This is a genomic window from Amycolatopsis arida (genome assembly GCF_900115565.1).
Classification (GTDB): domain Bacteria; phylum Actinomycetota; class Actinomycetes; order Mycobacteriales; family Pseudonocardiaceae; genus Yuhushiella; species Yuhushiella arida.
This window is the reverse complement of record NZ_FOWW01000002.1, coordinates 269,128-286,683: the sequence shown is the minus strand read 5'-3', so window position 1 is coordinate 286,683 and position 17,556 is coordinate 269,128. Positions and strand designations below refer to the sequence as shown.

The 17,556-nt window shown below is 70.0% G+C and carries 14 protein-coding genes; 6 read left to right on the top strand and 8 right to left on the bottom strand.

Annotated elements, in window-relative coordinates; genetic code table 11:
• Window positions 1–55: 55 nt before the first annotated feature.
• Window positions 56–1,609, top strand: a complete 1,554-nt coding sequence (locus BM051_RS06195) for a S8 family peptidase (protein WP_092529029.1) — start codon at window positions 56–58, stop codon at window positions 1,607–1,609.
• Between the two features lie 619 nt (window positions 1,610–2,228).
• On the opposite strand, the gene BM051_RS06190 is transcribed toward BM051_RS06195, so the two are convergent.
• The 7 genes from BM051_RS06190 to BM051_RS06165 form a co-directional block, all read right to left on the bottom strand.
• The gene (locus BM051_RS06190) at window positions 2,229–2,414 is read right to left on the bottom strand and encodes a DUF1737 domain-containing protein (protein WP_092529027.1); all 186 of its coding nucleotides are present in this window, start codon (window positions 2,412–2,414) and stop codon (window positions 2,229–2,231) included.
• An 18-nt stretch (window positions 2,415–2,432) separates the two neighbouring features.
• Window positions 2,433–3,866, bottom strand: coding sequence for a hypothetical protein (locus BM051_RS06185; RefSeq protein WP_092529025.1), 1,434 nt, complete (start codon window positions 3,864–3,866; stop codon window positions 2,433–2,435).
• Window positions 3,867–3,878: 12 nt separating this feature from the next.
• Complete coding sequence (locus BM051_RS06180; RefSeq protein WP_243859190.1) at window positions 3,879–4,403, bottom strand: DUF3558 domain-containing protein; 525 nt, start codon at window positions 4,401–4,403, stop codon at window positions 3,879–3,881.
• Entirely contained in the window at window positions 4,400–4,849 is a 450-nt protein-coding gene (locus BM051_RS28350; RefSeq protein ID WP_134045855.1) for a hypothetical protein, read from the bottom strand. Before BM051_RS28350 ends, BM051_RS06180 begins: the two co-directional genes overlap by 4 nt.
• Before the next feature lie 90 nt (window positions 4,850–4,939).
• Window positions 4,940–5,767 (bottom strand): ESX secretion-associated protein EspG, encoded by an 828-nt coding sequence (locus tag BM051_RS06175; protein ID WP_134045853.1) that lies wholly within the window; start codon window positions 5,765–5,767, stop codon window positions 4,940–4,942.
• A 15-nt stretch (window positions 5,768–5,782) separates the two neighbouring features.
• A complete protein-coding gene (locus tag BM051_RS06170) occupies window positions 5,783–5,986 on the bottom strand; it encodes a DUF397 domain-containing protein (protein ID WP_092529021.1) in 204 nt (67 codons plus the stop codon).
• 4 nt (window positions 5,987–5,990) lie between these two features.
• Window positions 5,991–6,851 carry a helix-turn-helix domain-containing protein gene (locus tag BM051_RS06165; RefSeq protein ID WP_208325822.1) on the bottom strand — a complete coding sequence of 287 codons (861 nt, stop codon included), beginning with the start codon at window positions 6,849–6,851 and terminating at the stop codon, window positions 5,991–5,993.
• A 149-nt stretch (window positions 6,852–7,000) separates the two neighbouring features.
• On the opposite strand from BM051_RS06165, the gene BM051_RS06160 reads away from it, so the two are divergent.
• Window positions 7,001–7,261, top strand: a complete 261-nt coding sequence (locus BM051_RS06160) for a hypothetical protein (RefSeq protein WP_092529019.1) — start codon at window positions 7,001–7,003, stop codon at window positions 7,259–7,261.
• Between the two features lie 15 nt (window positions 7,262–7,276).
• A complete protein-coding gene (locus BM051_RS06155; RefSeq protein WP_092529017.1) occupies window positions 7,277–7,828 on the top strand; it encodes a hypothetical protein in 552 nt (183 codons plus the stop codon).
• A gap of 73 nt (window positions 7,829–7,901) precedes the next feature.
• Here BM051_RS06155 and BM051_RS06150 read toward each other — a convergent pair whose 3' ends face one another.
• Window positions 7,902–11,558 carry a multifunctional oxoglutarate decarboxylase/oxoglutarate dehydrogenase thiamine pyrophosphate-binding subunit/dihydrolipoyllysine-residue succinyltransferase subunit gene (locus tag BM051_RS06150; RefSeq protein WP_243859252.1) on the bottom strand — a complete coding sequence of 1,219 codons (3,657 nt, stop codon included), beginning with the start codon at window positions 11,556–11,558 and terminating at the stop codon, window positions 7,902–7,904.
• 484 nt (window positions 11,559–12,042) lie between these two features.
• Between BM051_RS06150 and BM051_RS06145 the strand changes: the two genes are divergently transcribed.
• The 3 genes from BM051_RS06145 (at window position 12,043) to BM051_RS06135 (ending at window position 17,550) form a co-directional block, all read left to right on the top strand.
• On the top strand, window positions 12,043–12,624 hold the full coding sequence (locus tag BM051_RS06145) for a YbaB/EbfC family nucleoid-associated protein (RefSeq protein WP_092529013.1): 582 nt from the start codon (window positions 12,043–12,045) through the stop codon (window positions 12,622–12,624).
• Window positions 12,625–12,700: 76 nt separating this feature from the next.
• On the top strand, window positions 12,701–13,021 hold the full coding sequence (locus BM051_RS06140; protein WP_092529011.1) for a type VII secretion target: 321 nt from the start codon (window positions 12,701–12,703) through the stop codon (window positions 13,019–13,021).
• Window positions 13,021–17,550, top strand: a complete 4,530-nt coding sequence (locus BM051_RS06135) for a DUF6531 domain-containing protein (RefSeq protein ID WP_092529009.1) — start codon at window positions 13,021–13,023, stop codon at window positions 17,548–17,550. The genes BM051_RS06140 and BM051_RS06135 overlap by 1 nt, the downstream gene beginning before the upstream one ends.
• Window positions 17,551–17,556: the final 6 nt, after the last annotated feature.

Genomic DNA, 17,556 nt, shown 5'->3' with positions numbered 1-17,556 from the left:
ACTCACCCTGCCTAGGAGGAATGAACCCGTGCGGGACAATGTGAACGGCAAACGGATGAGACTCGCCGGTCTCGGTGTGGGCGCGGCGGTCGCCGCGCTGACCGTGCTGGGCGGCAACGTCGCGCAGGCGCAGGAAGGTGCGATCCTGGGCGCCGGCGCCGCCGACGCGATCAAGGACAGCTACATCGTCGTGCTCAAGGACGAGATGTCGGCGCAGTCGGTGACCGGCGTCGCGCGGACGGTGGCCCAGCGGCACGGCGGCACGGTGCAGCGGACCTACGCGAGCGCGCTGCGCGGGTTCTCCGCGACGATGAGTGAGCGGCAGGCCAGGCGGGCGGCGGCCGACCCGGCCGTGGCCTACGTGGAGCAGGACCGGGTGGTGCGGCTGAGCGCTGACCAGCTCAACCCGCCGTCCTGGGGGTTGGACCGGGTGGATCAGCGGGACCTGCCGCTGGACAGGAAGTACGGCTACGCCACCACGGCCTCGAACGTGAGTGCCTACATCATCGACACCGGTGTGATGACGTCGCACAACGACTTCGGCGGTAGGGCGAGAAACGGCTACGACTTCATCGACAACGATTCCGTGGCCAACGACTGCAACGGGCACGGCACGCACGTCGCCGGCACGGTCGGCGGCGCCGCGCACGGCGTGGCCAAGGGCGTCACGCTGTACGGCGTGCGGGTGCTGAACTGCAGCGGCTCCGGCAGCTACTCGGGCGTGATCGCCGGGATCGACTGGGTGACCCGCAACGCGGTGAAGCCGGCCGTGGCGAACATGAGCCTGGGCGGTGGCGCGTCCACCTCGGTCGACGACGCCGTGCGGCGCTCGATCGCGTCCGGCGTGACGTACGCGCTCGCGGCGGGCAACGACAACGGCGCCAACGCCTGCAACGTGTCACCGGCCCGGACCCAGGAGGCCATCACCGTCGGCTCGACCACCAGCTCCGACTCGCGGTCGAGCTTCTCCAACATCGGGCCCTGCCTGGACATCTTCGCGCCGGGGTCGAGCATCACATCGGCGTGGATCGGTGGGAACACCGCGACCAGGACGATCAGTGGTACGTCGATGGCCACGCCGCACGTGGCCGGTGCCGCGGCACTGCACCTCGCGGCGAACCCGTCGGCGTCGCCGCAGCGGGTACGCGACGCGCTGGTGAACAACGGGACGAAGAACAAGGTCGGCAACGCCGGTTCGGGGTCGCCGAACGTGCTGCTGTACACCGGGGGCGGGAGCACGCCGCCGGACCCGGACCCGGGTGCGTGCGCGTCGGTGACGAACAACTCGCGGGTGGACATTCCGGACGCCGGGTCGGCGGTGACCAGCCCGGTGACGGTGGGCAACTGCAACCGCGCGGCGGCGGCGAGCGCGAAGGTGGAGGTGCACATCAAGCACAGCTACCGCGGTGACCTGGTGATCGACCTGGTCGCGCCGGACGGCAGCAGCTACCGGTTGAAGAACGCGAGCAACGACTCGGCGGACAACGTCGACGCGACGTACACGGTGGACGTCTCCGGTGAGCAGGCGAACGGGACGTGGAACCTGCGGGTGCAGGACGTGTACCGGTACGACGTCGGCTACCTGGAGTCGTGGACCTTCACCCCGTGACCCGGCGGGTGGCTCCACTCGCCACCGGCTCGGCTGAGCTGAACCGCAGGGCCGTCGACCCCGGTCTCCCCGGGGCCGGCGGCCCTGCCGTCGCGCCGTACGGGCGGGACTCCTCGGCCTCGAGAGCGGAGGGGTGCCCGGCCTCCGGCGCAGCCGAGCGGAGCCAGCCCGACGGCTTCGCGGCGTTCCTGCCATGGTGGTTCGCCGTTCGCCGCGACCTTCGGTTCTCCTGCTACCGGAGGCGCCGGGAGCGACGAATCTGATGGGCGTTGTCGCCGGATCGTGCTGCCGCGGGGGCGTGCACCTGCGGTGATGGATGCTGTGGCGGCTGGGCCGGGGGAGGTGTTGCCGCGGCTGAGCGTCGCTGGCGGCTCGTCGGTCTCTCACCGAGCGAAGGGACGTGGACCGGCAGGTGCGCGCGAGGATGTGACGTGCGTGCCTGCCGGCTGCTCGGTTCGTGGCTCCTGCTTTCCCGCCTGGTCGAGCATGCGCTCGCCCCGGGGTTTGGCGCTGACCGCGCCGCGGCTGCGCCGCCGGGTGTGTCGGCCTCGTGTCTCGTCGATCGCCGCGGTTGGCGTCTGTCGGAGGGGCCCGCTGGCGCGTGAACCGGTGCCGCTGGCTAGTCCTGGTCGGGCCAGACCACGGCCTGGGCGGCGACGACCCGGTCGCCGGTGCTGGTGAGCGCCGGCGAGCCGTGCAGCCGGTAGCCGAGGTCGAGGGCTTCGCTGACCCGGCGGCAGAACGTCTCGTCGTCGGGGCCGGTGAGCAGGCGGTAGCGGGGCAGGCCGTGCGGTGGTGCGCTCATGCCGGCGGTATCCCGCGGTCAGTCCCGGCGCGGTTTCGTCTCGCCGATGACGGGTGGGGTGGTCTTGCCGAGGCCGTCGGTGCCGAAGTACTCGTTGGGGTTCTCCTCCTGCAGGTACTCGGCGCGCTTGTGGTCCTTGTCCTCGTCCTTGTTGCCACGGCCGGCGGCGGGACCGCCGGCGCCCATCGGGCCGGTCGACTTGGAGCCGGCGGCGGCCTGCGCGCCGCGGGCGATCTCGTTCGGGCCGCGGCCGGGTTCGCCCAGCCCGGAGCCCTTGCCACCGGCGAGTGGCGGGCCGCCGGGTCCGCGTCCGATCGGAGTTCCCTTGCCGCCGGCGCCGCCTCCCGCGACGCGGCCGCCCGCGCCACCCCGCCCACCGGCCGAGCCGGAGACGAACTTCCCAGCGCGGTTGGCGAAGCTGCCCCGGTTGGGCGTGCCGCGCGTGGTCTCGGAGCCGAGCCGCCCCAGGTTGCTACCGCCCGGGGGCATGGCACCCAAAGCACCGAGGTTGGCCGCCGGCACCCGCGGCACCCCACCCCCGCCCGGCGGGTTACCCACCGGCGGGCCACCCGCGTGCACGGGCCCGGCCCCGCTGCTGGTGCCTGGCGCGGGCGTACCTCCGGTGGGCACGGGCGTACCGGGAGCGCCGCCGACCGGGATGGAAGGACCGCCGCTGAAACCAGCCGCCCGGGTCCCCATATCGCCGCTCGGCACGGTGGCCGTCGAGCCGTCGAGGCTGGGCGGCGGCGCGAAGGTCGGCTGCGTGGACGCGGTGCTGTAGAAGGCTTGGTCCCTGGCCGTGAGTACCGCGGCGGCGTGCTCGTGGGCTTCTTGTTGCTTGCGGGCCTCCGTCTCCGCGGTCTGCAGCAGTACGGCCCCCGCGTAGACGTCGCCGTTGGTGAAGGCTTCGTTGGCCTGGTTCATCGTGGCTTCGACGCTGCGGCCGGACGGTTCGGGCATGTTGTTCTTCGCCACGACCACGGCCGCCGACTGCTGGGAGAGCCGGTTGGCCGCCAGATGTGTCGCGTCGCCCGCGCTGTCCGACCAGTCCGCCAGCTGTTTGAAGAAGGTGAAGGCGGCCTCGGCACCCTCACCCTGCCAGGCGGCTTCCTCCTTGGCGGCGGCTTGCCGGAACCCCTCGGCGAGTTCCTTCTGTGCGTTCCCGAGGTCGTTGGCGATCATGCCCTGCTCGTCGACGGCGCCCGGGTCCACCCCGTCGTGCACGTACCGGTACAGCTCCTCGTGCGGCCTGCTCCGGTAGTCGATGACCGGGGGTTCCGCGCCGGGCCGGAACTCCTGGCCCGCCATCAGCCGGTCGCGCTCGGCCTGGGCGTACTGCCCGGCGACCCGTTCGGGATCGAACACGGAGAACTGCCCGAGAGGGCTCCCGGCCGTCTCGTTGAAGACCTGAGCCTCGTACTTCCGAGGCACGTAGTTCTGCTCTTCACCCACGGCGTCTTCTCCCTACCGAGCCTCGGGCAACTTCGGCTCCAGCTCTTCGGCATAGCGACGGGCCTCGGCGCACGCGTCCAGATCCGAGCTGCCCACTGGAGATACGGTAACCATCGCTCGGGCGTGTTGGTCTACTTCCAGGGCGACGGCGCATCCTGTACCGATGTTCGTAGGAGTTTGCAAGGCCTTTCGGCCGTTGATTTTCAGCTCAACGGCATCCGGGCTTCTTTTGGCCAGCTCGGCAATTCCTTGAGTACTGTCGAGCGCGAGACCAATTCCTCCGTACTCAAGCTTGCTTGCCACGCATTCGTTGCGAGCGGTCTTGTTTTCTCCCGGGTTGAAGCCCTGGTCATCAAGTAGGTCGTCTATCACCCGGCAGGCGTTCAGTCCGGCGAAGACATCATTGCCTGGTGCCGTTGTACTATGCTCGATGGGGATGGGAACCGCGCTGCCGTTCTCTGTGGGAGAGCACGCGGAGATCACCGTGCAAGCTGTGAGCACGACGCCGGCGATTTGCCGCCTTGATGCTGTGGTCACTGGTTTCCGTCCATCAGTGGCCCAAGTCGTAGGGCAGATTCCTCGTCAGCCATCTGGTAGTTCTTCTTTGCCGCTTCTATGGCGTGACGAACGTCGCCCAGGCCTTCCTGAAATGTTCTGAAAGTCGGGACAAGTGACCGGTCATCCGAATCCAAAGCCAGCAGTACTTGCTGAGAAACTTGCTGTGCGTATTTGTCATTCCCCAATTTTGGGGTCTGTACGAGGTTCCATAGCCTGGGATCAATTGAGGCTACCTTCTCCTCGGCTGTCTTGATGGCGGAGAATAAGGCTTCGCCCATTTCTTCGCTTACGGCCCACTTTCCAGCCTTGGCTTGGGCGAGGATGTTCTTCGCGCCGTCGGCGAAGTTGTTGACCTTGTCGGGCTCGAGTCCCTCGGCGAGCACGTTCTGCAGGAACGAGTTCCCAGAGTCTCCGTCAGCGCCCACCCCTGCACCTCCTGGACATCCTTGGCGCGGTCACCGGCCGCGCACCCACGGTATCAATGACGCGACACCCTGTCCCGGGTTTCCGGCTGCTCATGATGCCAGCACCGCGTTGAACCGTTCCCGCAGCCACTGGGCCAGCCTGGTGTTGTCCGCGGGCACGTAGCTGCGCCGCTGGCTTCCGTCGGGGAGGTCCTCGGTGATGATGAAGAACCGCCCGTCGGAGGTGTCGATCCAGGTCATGGCGCCCAGTGCGTGCTCGGTGGCGCGGCGCAGGCCGGTGCCCGGCTCGCGAGCGGTACAGGCCATCATCCCGTAGCGCAGGACCGGGGCGGTGAGGAAGTGTTCGGCGCCTCGGACATCGGCCGGTTCCTCGGTCACCGGTAGCGGCTCGGCCTCGTCGTCCGGCCGCCGCGAGGGCGGTGCCGTGGTCGTGGTCACCGGTCGGACCCGCAGGGCGGGCCAGTCGGGCAGGAAGCCCACCATGGCCGCCACCACCTGCTCCGGCCGCAGCCGCTCGATGATCAGGGTCTCCCCTTCCTGCCTCGACATGAACCCGAGGTCGTTTCGCCAGCCGCCTCGGTAGAGGTACCGCGCCCCGGTGTCCAGCACCGAGGCGAGCTGGGTCAGCAGCATCTCCGGATCGGCCCACGCCGTGAGCAGGTCCTCGTCGTGGAGGGCCTCCGCGTCCGCGAGCCCGCTCTCCCTGAGCCGCTTCCACGTGCGTTGCCGCTGCTCGGCGCGTTCCGGGAACGTGGAACTCGCGTAGGGGATCTCGTAGGGGAAGACGAAGCGGGGGAGGCCAAGATCCTCGATGAGGATGTCCATCTCCGCCAGGTGCGCGCTGAACGACGCCGCCAACGTGAACCCCCTACCGTCCTGCCACGACTCGTCCACGGTAGCGCAACGGGCTGTGAGCACGGTGTGACGATGTGGTCAGCCGCGCAGGGCGCTGATGAACGCGGCCCAGCCGCCCCGGCTGACGCTCAGCGTCGGGCCGGGCACGTGGTCCTTGCTGTCTCGCACCCGGACCGTTCCCGCAGTGAACTTCACCTCGAGACAGGACGAGTTGTTCGCGCTGAACGACGACTTGTACCACTCAGTCCGCGGCCCTGTGGGTACGGTCTCGCGGCGCGTCATACCCTCATTCTAGCTTCTTGGCGGCCTGCCGAATCAGGTCCACGCTCTCCTGCTGGCTCAGCGCCGACTTGCACACCTCGGCGTAGGCGAGGCTGTACTCACGCACTGTGAGGTCGTCCTCGATCAGCTCGGTCGACGTGACCGTCTCCTGCCACACAAGAGTGCCAAGGAAGCTGGAGGGGAACGTCATCAGATTGAAGCTCGATCCGCCCATGGCGTGATGGCCGGTGGCGGTGAAGGGGACGATCCGCAGGTCCAGGGTGTCCGCATGGGTGTCCACCAAATCGAGCAGGTGTCGTAGCTGGTCGGCCAGCACGGCCGGCCCACCGACCTGCTGGTGGATGGTCGACTCGCTCATCACCGCGGTGAGCTGCAGCGGCTCCTCCCCGGTGAGCCGGCGCTGGCGGATCATCCGCGCCCGTACCCTTCGGTCGACCTCGGCCAGCCGGACGTTGGGGCTACCCGCCTCGATGATCGCCCGCGCGTAGTCCTCCGTCTGCAGCAGGCCGTTCATCAGGCCGTTGTCGAACGCCCGCACCGACTCGGCGCCGTGCTCCAGACCGAACATCCGCAGCAGTTCCTCGCTGAACAGCGCGGAGAACTGGCTCCACCAACCGCGCAGCCCCGCGGCCTCGCGCAGGGCCCGCAGCTCCACCGCCTCGTCGGCGTCCACCTCGTAGACCCGGATCAGCGCGTCGAGCTTGTCCATCGGCAGCTTCTTCTTGCCGTGCTCGACCGCGCTCAGGAACTGCACTGACATCCCGAGGTTCTTCACCACAACGGAGCTGCGCAGGCCCAGCAGCTCCCGCTTGGCGCGCAGCCGGCTGCCCAGCTCCCAACTGGCGACGGTGGGGGACGACGGCACGAGGCTCCTTCCGGGACGCGGAACGTCTGAATGCTAACGGGAGAGCGGCTCGAGATTCCGCACTCTTTCGTGTGATTGACTCGGTTAATCAACCCGCTCATGCTACTGGAAGAGGTTAATCAACCGAGTTGAAACGAGCAAGGAGAAGCATGTCCACCACTGCACCCGGCAGCCTGTTCCTGGCCGAGGATCCACGGGCCCTCGTGGCCTGGGGCACCACCGACTACTACATCGGCCGCGCCCACCTCGTCCCGCGCGGCCGGGCCGCCGGGCTGTGCTCGATGCCGGTGGACGAGCACTGGCGGCATCGCCCACCCGGCCATCGCCCCTGCCCGGAGTGCGCCATCACCTGGGTCAACGAACTCTTCCCCCTCCCAAGTTCTGCCGCCCGGCTCGACCAGTCGGCATGAGGAGGGGAGCCATCCGTGTCCCGCCGTGTCCTGGTGACCGTCGTCGTTACGCTGGCGGCCGTGGCCGCGCTCGGTGCCGTGCTCGGCACGGCCCTGCTGCTCGGCCGCCCCGACCCGGCGCGCTGGGCACCGTTCACCGTCTTCGCCCAGCCCTCCAGCCACCCGATGCCGTCGCCTGACCGGCCCCGGGCCGAGCCGACGGATACCCGACCCGGACCGGAAACCCGCCCGGCGGAGATCGACCAGGTGCGGCGCCTGGGGATCGCGTTGCAGTCCAACCTCAACTACAAGAACGTCGACGGGCTGCTGCAGTTCGTGTGCGAGGACGGCCACCGCGGCGGCGCCGCCCGCGCCGACCTGCTCCGGCACTGGCCCGCCCTGGATCCCGCGCACCCGGAGCACCGGGTGAAGGTCCACTTCGCGGAAGGGCGGGTCACCCCCGCCGAACCCGACGGTTACCACGTGCTGTTCACCGGGACCGGCGGCGGCTCCACGGTACGGCTCGTGTTCACGGTCCACGTCGACGGTGGGACCGCGCGGTGGTGCGGCGTCGCCGCGGGCAGCTGAACGCCACGCCACCCGAATGAGCACCGGCCCGGGTGCTCCGGTGGAGCACCCGGGCCGGTTCAGCTCACCAGACTCAGCCCAGTGCCCTGTCGATGATCGCCTTCTGCTCCACCTCGTGCACCTTCGACGAGCCGGCCGAAGGGGCCGCCATCGGGCGGCGCGCCGCCACCTGCAGCTCGGCGAACACGTCCGGGAACTTACGCGGCAGGTGCAACCCGAAGAACGGCCACGCGCCCTGGTTCTCCGGCTCCTCCTGCGCCCACATGATCTCCCTCGCGTTCGCGTAGCGCTCCACCGCCGCGAGCAGCTTCTTCTTCGGCAGCGGGTAGTACTGCTCGACCCGCACCAGCGCGACGTCGTCGACGCCCCGCTTCTCCCGCTCGGCCGCCAGCTCCCAGTACAACTTGCCCGAGGTCAGCAGCACCTTCCGCACCGTGCCGGGGTCGACCTCGGCGTCGTCGATCACCGAGAGGAACTTCGACTGGTCGGTGAACTCCTCGACCGACGACTTCACGTTCTTGTCCCGCAGCAGCCGCTTCGGGGTGAACACCACCAGCGGCCGGTTCACCCCGTCCAGCGCGTGCCGTCGCAGCAGGTGGAAGTAGTTCGCCGGCGTCGACGGCACCGACACCGTCATCGACCCTTCGGCGCACAGCTGCAGGAACCGCTCGATCCGGCCGGACGTGTGGTCAGGGCCCTGCCCCTCGTGCCCGTGCGGCAGCAGCAGCACCACGTCGGACCGCTGCCCCCACTTGGCCTCACCCGACGAGATGTACTCGTCGATGATCGTCTGTGCGCCGTTGACGAAGTCGCCGAACTGCGCCTCCCACATCACCAGCGACTCGGGGTTGGCCACCGAGTAGCCGTACTCGAACCCGACCGCCGCGTACTCCGACAGCGCCGAGTCGTAGATCATCACCCGGCCCTGGTGCTCGGCCAGGTGCTGCAGCGGCGAGTACTCCTGCCCGGTCTTCCGGTCGATCAGCACCGAGTGCCGCTGGGTGAACGTGCCGCGCCGGGAGTCCTGCCCGGACAGCCGCACCAGCCGACCCTCCATCGCCAGCGACCCGAACGCGAGCAGCTCGCCGAACGCCCAGTCGATCCCACCCTCGCGGGACATCTTGTACCGGCGCTCCAGCACCGGCTTCACCCGTGGGTGCGGGGTGAAGCCCTCGGGCAGCTGTACGAACGCGTCGCCGATCCGCTCCACCACCCCGTGGGAGACCGCGGTGGGCACCTTGGCCGGGACCTGTTGCTCCTCCTCCACCGAGGGGCTGGCCTTCACCGGGTGCTTCTCCAGCTCGCGCACCTCGTTGAACACGTGCTCGAGCTGGCTGGAGAAGTCGCGCAGCGCGGCCTCGGCCTCCTCCATGGAGATGTCCCCGCGGCCGATCAGCGACTCGGTGTAGGTCTTCCGGACACTGCGCTTGGTGTCGATGATGTCGTACATCGCCGGCTGCGTCATCGAAGGGTCGTCGCCCTCGTTGTGGCCCCGGCGCCGGTAGCAGATCATGTCGATGACGACGTCCTTGTTGAACGCCTGGCGGTAGTCGACCGCCAGCTGCGCCACCCAGAACGCCGCCTCCGGGTCGTCGCCGTTGACGTGGAACACCGGCGCGCCGATCATCTTCGCCACGTCGGTGGCGTACTGGGTCGACCGCGCGTTCTCCGGCGCCGTGGTGAAGCCCACCTGGTTGTTGATGATCACCTGCACGGTGCCACCGGTGCGGTAGCCGCGCAGCAGCGCCAGGTTCAGCGTCTCGGCGACGACGCCCTGCCCGGCGAACGCGGCGTCGCCGTGCAGCAGGATCGGCAGCACGGTGAAGCCCTCGCCGCCCTTGTCCAGGATGTCCTGCTTGGCCCGCACGATGCCCTCGAGCACCGGGTTGACCGCCTCCAGGTGCGACGGGTTCGCGGTCAGCGACACCTTCGTCTCACCGTCGCCGAACATCCGGAAGTACTTGCCCTCGGCGCCCAGGTGGTACTTGACGTCACCGGAGCCGTGCGCCTGGCCGGGGTCGAGGTTGCCCTCGAACTCCTGGAAGATCTGCGAGATCGGCTTGCCGACGATGTTGGCCAGCACGTTCAGCCGGCCGCGGTGCGGCATCCCGATCACGACCTCGTCCAGCTCGTGCTCGGCCGCCTTGTCCAGCACGGTGTCCAGCAGCGGGATCACCGTCTCGCCGCCTTCCAGCGAGAACCGCTTCTGCCCGACGTACTTCGTCTGCAGGAACGTCTCGAACGCCTCGGCCGCGTTGAGCTTGGACAGGATGTACTTCTGCACGGCCGGGTCTGGCTTGGCGTGCGGGATCTCGACCCGGTCCTGGATCCAGCGGCGCTCGTCCGGGTCGAGGATGTGGGTGTACTCGATGCCGACGGTGCGGCAGTACGAGTCGCGCAGCACACCGAGCACGTCCCGCAGCTTCATCCGCTGCTGCCCGGCGAACCCGCCGACCGCGAACTCGCGGTCGAGGTCCCACAGGGTCAGGCCGTGGGACAGGATGTCCAGATCCTCGTGCCGCCGCTGCCGGTAGTTCAGCGGGTCGGTGTCGGCCATCAGGTGGCCGCGCATCCGGTAGGCGTCGATCAGCTCGAGCACCCGGGCGGTCTTGTCGATCTCCCCCTCGGGGATGTCCTCGACCCAGCGCACCGGCTCGTAGGGCAGCCGCAGCGAGGTGAAGATGTCGTCGTAGAAGCCGTCCTCGCCGAGCAGCAACTGGTGGATCCGCTTGAGGAACTCGCCGGACTCCGCGCCCTGGATGATCCGGTGGTCGTAGGTCGAGGTCAGCGTCATGATCTTGCTGACCCCGAGCCCGACCAGGGTCTGCTCGCTGGTGCCCTCGAAGTGCGCCGGGTACTGCATGGCGCCGACGCCGATGATGGCGCCCTGGCCGGCCTGCAGCCGGGGCACGGAGTGGTTGGTGCCGATGCCGCCGGGATTGGTCAGCGAGATCGTGGTGCCGGCGAAGTCGTCGGCGGTGAGCTTGTTGTTGCGGGCCTTCTTGACGATCTCCTCGTAGGCCTGCCAGAACTGCAGGAACGTCATGTCCTCGCAGTTCTTGATCGACGCCACCACCAGCGAGCGGGAACCGTCCTTGCCCTTCATGTCGATGGCGAGGCCGAGGTTGACGTGCTCGGGCGTCACCGCGTGCGGCTTGCCGTCGATCAGGGCGTAGTACCGGTTCATGTTCGGGAAGTCGTGCAACGCCCGCACCATCGCGTACCCGATGAGGTGGGTGAAGGAGATCTTTCCGCCCCGGGTCCGCTTCAGGTGGTTGTTGATCACGATCCGGTTGTCCGCCATCAGCTTGGCCGGCACCGCGCGCACACTGGTCGCGGTTGGCACGGTCAGCGAGGCGTCCATGTTCTTGGCGATGGCCGCGGCGGCGCCACGCAGCGGCTTCGACTCCGGCTGGGCCTTCTCCTCGGCCCTGGGCTGGGCGGGGCGCTCCGTCCTCGGCGCCTTCGCGGCCGGTGCCGCCGCCGGCTTGCTGGCCGCGCGCTGCTCGGCGGCGGACCTGGCCTTGGCCTCCTGCCCCGCGCTCGCCGGCTTCGCCGGTTGCGGCGCGCGCGTCGGTGCCTGGCCGTTGCTCGAGCCGCCCGCCGGCTCGGTGGGGGTAGCGGTGGATGACTGGGTCGACCGGGCAGCCTGCGTCGGCTTGAAGTCGGCGAAGAAGTCATGCCAGGCGGCATCTACGGACGAGGGGTCGGCGAGGAACTTGTCGTACATCTCCTCGACGAGCCACTCGTTGGGGCCGAACTGTGACGCAGGACTGCTGCTGCTGGACACGGCAGAGACTCGCCTCTATCCATTCTCGATCTCGTGGTCTGGGTACTGCAGCGCCGCCGGATGCGCCGAGCCAGCCGTGACCACGGCCAGTGGTTCCCGACGGCAGGGGCGCCGCCGAGTCGCGGGCCCACCACTCGCCTCGAGCAACTCGTCACCTGTGGCCTGAACTTGTCCGACTACGCGCCTACCAGGCTAACCCCCTCGCGTAGCGCCATGTGAGCGAACTGGCGCGAGCGGAGCCGCCGGTCGTTGGGATTTCTCACTGAATCGATTCTGACCAGGCGTGCTGCTCGCGCTCCGCGGTCGCGGATGGGCCAGTCGGGTAGGCCTTGCCGGAAGCGCGCCACCCGCGTGCGGCCGTGCGCCAGGGTGGGAACCGGCGCGCCTCGCGCGCCGTCTGTCCCTGGGACGAAAGGGGGCCGCCGTGGCCGATCTCGACGACGTCGAGCGCATGGTGCGGAACTGGGAGCGGGGCGCCGCCGAGACGGCCGAGCGCTACCAGCGGATGCAGCAGCAGGTGGAGCAGATCTCGATCACCGAGTCGGTCGCCTCGGGTGCGGTGAGCGTGACGGTCGGGCACAACGGCCTGCCCACCGACGTCAGGATGACCGACGCCGTGCGCGCGATGAGCCCGGACGAGATCGCCGCCAACGTGCTGCGCGCGATGCGCAGGGCGCAGTCCCGGTACCCGGAGCGGCTGCGGGAGATCACCGCGGCCACGGTCGGCGACGACGACACCACCCGGCACCTCGTCGCCACCGCCTACGAGCAGTTCCCCAGCCCACCGGAGGAGGACGAGCCGGCCGCGCCGGAGCCGTCCGGCCGCGAGCTCCGGGTGGAGACCGAGGCCGACGAGCAGGAGGCACCGCCCCGGCCGCCCCGGCCGCCGCGGACCGCCCCACCCGGCCCGGAGCAGGGGCAGCGGGGACAGGACCGGCGCCGCCCCCAACGGTCCGATGACGACGACGAGGACTTCGGCGACCAGTCGTTCCTGCGGCGGGACTGAGGACGGGACTGAGGACGGGACTGAGGACGGGACTGAGGACGGGACTGAGTAGGGCGCCACCACTGGAGGGGTAGGGATGGGCAACGGGCAGGGCTTCGAGATCCTCGAGGACGAGCTGCGGACGCACGCCGGCAAGGTCGAGGGCCTCGCCGAGCGGCTGCGCACGGCGGTGCAGGCCGCGCAGCAGGTGACCATGGACAACAGTGCCTACGGGGTCATCTGCCAGCCCTTCGCGCTGCTGCTCGACCCGTTCGAGCAGATGGGCGTGCGGGTGCTGCGGCAGGGGGCCGAGTCGGTCGGCGACGGCGCGGGCAAGGTGCGCGACGCCGCCACCGAGTACGCCGCCAGGGAGGACGACACCGCCGCGGCCATCACCAAAACCGGGGGTGCGCCGTAATGCCCGAGGGGAACCCGCTCGTCGCGCAGCCGCGGTCGCAGACCACCGCGGTGACCGGCATCGGGATCGCCGAGTCCGCGGCCGACCTGGCCAACGGGGTGGCCGACGGCAGCTGGGTGGAGGCCGGCCTCGGCGTGGTCGGCGTCGGCCTCGAGGTGCTGTCGATGGTAATCGACCCCATCGGCACCCTGCTCCAGTACGGCGTGTCGTGGTTGATCGAGCACGTCCAGCCGCTGAAGGAGGCGCTGGACTGGCTGGCCGGCGACCCGCCGGTGATCCAGTCGTTCTCCGAGACCTGGGCCAACGTGGCCGCCGAGGTGAACACCGTGGCCGGCGACCTGGCCAACGAGGTCGACGCGGGTACCTCCGGCTGGCGGGGCGACGCCGCGGACGCCTACCGGCAGGCCGGCGCCGAGCAGGCCGACGCGCTGGCCGGTGCGGCCACGCTGGCCGACGGCATCTCCACCGGCGTGATGATCATGGGTACGGTGGTGGCCGCCGTGCGCGAGCTGGTCCGCGACCTGGTGGCCGAGCTGGTCGGCAAGCTGATCACCTGGGCGCTCGAGGCGGCGGCGACGCTGGGCTTCGCGACCCCGGCGATCGCGGTGCAGGCCACCGCGGCCATCACCAAGGCGGTGAACCGGATCTCGGAGTTCATCCGCAAGCTGCTGAAGACGATCTCCAACGTCACGCCGCGGATCCGGAAGATCGTCGACAAGCTCGGCGAGATCATAAAGAAGCTGGCCAAACTCGCCCGCCGCGCCGGCGGTGGCGGCGGCACGACGCCGTCGGCGGCGCCCAGCGGGCCGAAGGTCGACGCGCCGACCGTCCGCACGCCGGACGGCGGCACCACCCCGTCCTCGGCGACCACGCCGTCGTCGACCCCCGACGCGCCCACCACACCGTCCGGCACCCGCTCCCCGGACACCCCCGGCCCGACCAGGTCACCGGACGGCACCAGCCCGTCCGGCACCGGCCCGGACTCGCCGCCCGGCGGGCGGAGCCCCGACGGCACCCAGCGGTCGTCGGCAGGGTCGAGCACCCCGAGCCGCCCGGACAACCCGCACGACACGAAGACCCCGGAGGGCTCGCGCAACACCTGCAACGACCCGATCGACATCGCCACCGGCGAGGTGGTGGCGGGGCAGGTCGACGTCGAGTTGCCCGGCGTGCTTCCGCTGGTGCTGCGCCGGACGCACGTGTCCTCCTACCGGGTCGGCCGGAGCTTCGGCCGGTCCTGGGCGTCCACACTGGACCAGCGGTTGGAGTTCGACGACCAGGGCGTGGTGTACGTCGCCGAGGACGGCATGCTGCTGGTGTACCCGGCCACGACCAACACCGAGGCGGTGCTGCCGCGGGTGGGTCCGCGGTGGCCGCTGTGCCGGACCGCCGAGGGGTACACGATCACCCGGCGGGACAGCGGCCAGACCCTGCACTTCCCCGCGGGGCCGACCGAGGCGCCGCTGACCGCGGTCGGCGACCGCAACGGAAACCGGATCGACTTCGACCGGGATTCCGAGGGAATGGTCGCTTCGGTCCGGCACAGCGGCGGCTACCGGATCGACGTGGACATCGCCGGCTCCCGGGTCAGGGAGCTCCGGTTGCGCGGTGCGAGCGGGCCGGACGTCCCGCTCGTCCGCTTCGGATACGACGACGCCGGCCATCTCACCGAGGTCCGCAACTCGTCCAACCGGCCCATGCGGTTCTCCTACGACACCGCCGGGCGGCTCACCCAGTGGACCGACCGCAACGGCGAGTGGTACCGCTACTTCTACGACGCCGACGGACGCTGCATCGCCAACCAGGGCTCCGGGGGCTTCCTGAACGGCACGTTCTCCTACGAGCGGGAGAACCTGGTCACCCGGTTCACCGACGCGCTCGGGCACACCACCATCTACCAGCTGAACGCCGCGAACCAGGTCGTCGCGGAGACGGACCCGCTCGGCAACACCACTCGGCAGGAGTGGGACGAGCTCGACCGGCTGTGCTCCCGGACCGATCCGCTCGGTCGCACCACCCGGTTCGACTACGACGACGCCGGTGACCTCGTCGCCATCGTCCGGCCGGACGGCAGCCGCACCGAGGTGGAGTACACCGAGGACGGGTCGCCGACCGTCGTCGTCGACCCGGACGGCGGAACGTGGCACCGGGAGCACGACGAGCGTGGCAACGTCGTCGCCGTCACCGATCCGGCGGGCGCGGTCACCCGCTACGACTACGACGAGCTCGGCCGGGTCCGGCGGGTGACCGACGCGCTGGGCAACGTCCGCGAGGTCGTCACCGACGCCGCCGGGCTGCCGATCGCGGTCACCGACTCGCTCGGCGCCACGACGCGGTACGACCGCGACCAGTTCGGCCGGATCGTCGCGGTCACCGACCCGATGGGCGGGGTGACCCGGTTCTCCTGGACCGTCGAGGGCCGGCTGCTCTCGCGGACCAGGCCGGACGGCGGCACCGAAAGGTGGCGGTACGACGGCGAAGGCAACCAGATCGAGCACGTCGACGTGCTGGGCCGGGCCTTCCGGTCCGAGACGACGCACTTCGACCTCCCCGCGACGCAGACCAGGCCCGACGGCTCGCGCACCACGTTCACCTACGACGCCGACCTCCGCGTGGTCGCCGTCGACGACGCCGCGGGACTGTCCTGGCGCTACACCTACGACGCCGCGGGACGGCTGGTGCGGGAGACCGACTCGTCCGGCCGCGAACTGCGCTACACCTACGACGCGGCGGGGCAGCTCGTCGAACGGGTCAACGGCGCGGGGCAGGTCACCCGGTTCCACTACGACGAGCTCGGCAACCTGGTGCGGCGGGAGTCGGCCGACACCACCGCCGAGTTTCGCTACGACCCGATCGGCCGGATGGTGCGGGCGGTCAACGGTGCCGCCGACGTCGAGTTCCACCGAGACCCCGTGGGCCGTGTCCTGGTGGAGACGATCAACGGCAGGGCGGTCCGGTCCACCTACGACGCCGTCGGGCGCCGGGTCCGCCGGGTCACCCCGACCGGGTCCGTGAGCGGTTGGGACTACGACGGCAACGGCAGGCACGTGACGCTGCGCACCGCCGGCCGCACGATGATGTTCGGCTTCGACGCGGCCGGCCGCGAGGTCGAGCGCCTGCTGGACACGGGGACGGTTCTGGCGCAGTCCTGGGACGCCAACCACCGGCTCGTCGCGCAGACGGTGTCGACCGTCGCCAACCGCGGCCCGAAATCCCACCGGGCGAGCCTGGTCCAGCACCGCGAGTACCGCTACCACGCGGACGGGCAACTCGCCCTCGTCGCGGACCAGTTGGCCGGCACCCGGCGCTTCGAGCTCGATCGGCTCGGTCGGGTGAGCGCGGTGGCCGGGCAGGGCTGGCGGGAGCGCTACGCCTACGACGCCGTGGGGAACACCGTGCTGGCGAGCTGGCCGGGCGCGGAGGAATCGCAGGGTGAGCGTGAGTACGCCGGCACGATGGTCCGCAGGGCGGGGCGCGTGCACTACCGACGTGACGCCCAGGGAAGGATCACGGTTCGGCAGAAGCGGCGGCTCTCCGCGAAGCCCGACACGTGGCACTACACCTGGGACTCCGAGGACCGGCTGGTCGCCGTGGTCACCCCGGACGGCAGCCGGTGGCGCTACTCCTACGACGCGCTCGGTCGCCGGGTCGGCAAGGAGCGGCTCGGACCCGACGGCACGGTGCTGGAGGCGGTGCACTTCGTCTGGGACGGCATCCAGCTGGCCGAGCAGATCGACACCGGCGGTCGGGCGACGACGTGGAACTTCGAGCCGGAGACGTTCCGGCCGCTGGCCCAGGTCGAGCGGGTGCGCTCCGCGGAGCTGCCGCAGGAGTGGGTGGACGAGCAGTTCTACTCGATCGTCACCGACCTGATCGGCACGCCCACGGAGCTGCTGTACGAGAACGGCGAGATCGCCTGGACCCAGCGGACCACGGTGTGGGGCAAGGCGCTCGCCCGGCTGGACTACACCGCGTCCACGCCGTTGCGGTTCCCCGGGCAGTACCACGATCCGGAGACCGGGCTCAACTACAACTTCCAGCGGTACTACGACCCGGAGATCGGGCAGTACGTCAGTCCGGACCCGCTCGGCGCCGCACCGGGACCCAACCCGTACGGCTACGCGCCGAATCCGCTGGTGGAGGCCGACCCGCTCGGGTTGTCCCCGTGCCCGCGCGAGCAGATCGACAACTACCGCGAGCGGAACCAGGTCGGCAAGAGCAAGAACATCGCGATCGCCCGCTACGAGATCGACGGGGTCTCGGGCGAGTCGATCGGGGTCAGCGGCAAGCACCAGTATCCCGGCTCGGTGCCGATGCCCGAGTCGTCGAGGTTCGATCCCGGGTGGAAGCAGGCCGACTCGGAGTGGAAGATGCTGGAGGACATCGCGAAGAACCTCGACCCCTCCGCCAAGGGCAGGATCCACATCTACTCGGAGCGGCCGGTGTGCGACCCTTGCCAGGGCGTCATCCGCCAGTTCCGGGAGGCGTTCCCGAACATCGAGGTGACCTATTCGGACTATGGGCGTTGACCCGGG

Bases quoted from the DNA above. Each gene is read 5' to 3' on its own strand.
- BM051_RS06195 (WP_092529029.1), top strand. From the start codon at position 56: ATGAGACTCGCCGGTCTCGGTGTGGGCGCGGCGGTCGCCGCGCTGACC.
- BM051_RS06190 (WP_092529027.1), bottom strand. From the start codon at position 2,414: ATGAGCGCACCACCGCACGGCCTGCCCCGCTACCGCCTGCTCACCGGC.
- BM051_RS06170 (WP_092529021.1), bottom strand. From the start codon at position 5,986: ATGACGCGCCGCGAGACCGTACCCACAGGGCCGCGGACTGAGTGGTAC.
- BM051_RS06160 (WP_092529019.1), top strand. From the start codon at position 7,001: ATGTCCACCACTGCACCCGGCAGCCTGTTCCTGGCCGAGGATCCACGG.
- BM051_RS06150 (WP_243859252.1), bottom strand. From the start codon at position 11,558: ATGTACGACAAGTTCCTCGCCGACCCCTCGTCCGTAGATGCCGCCTGG.
- BM051_RS06140 (WP_092529011.1), top strand. From the start codon at position 12,701: ATGGGCAACGGGCAGGGCTTCGAGATCCTCGAGGACGAGCTGCGGACG.
- BM051_RS06135 (WP_092529009.1), top strand. From the start codon at position 13,021: ATGCCCGAGGGGAACCCGCTCGTCGCGCAGCCGCGGTCGCAGACCACC.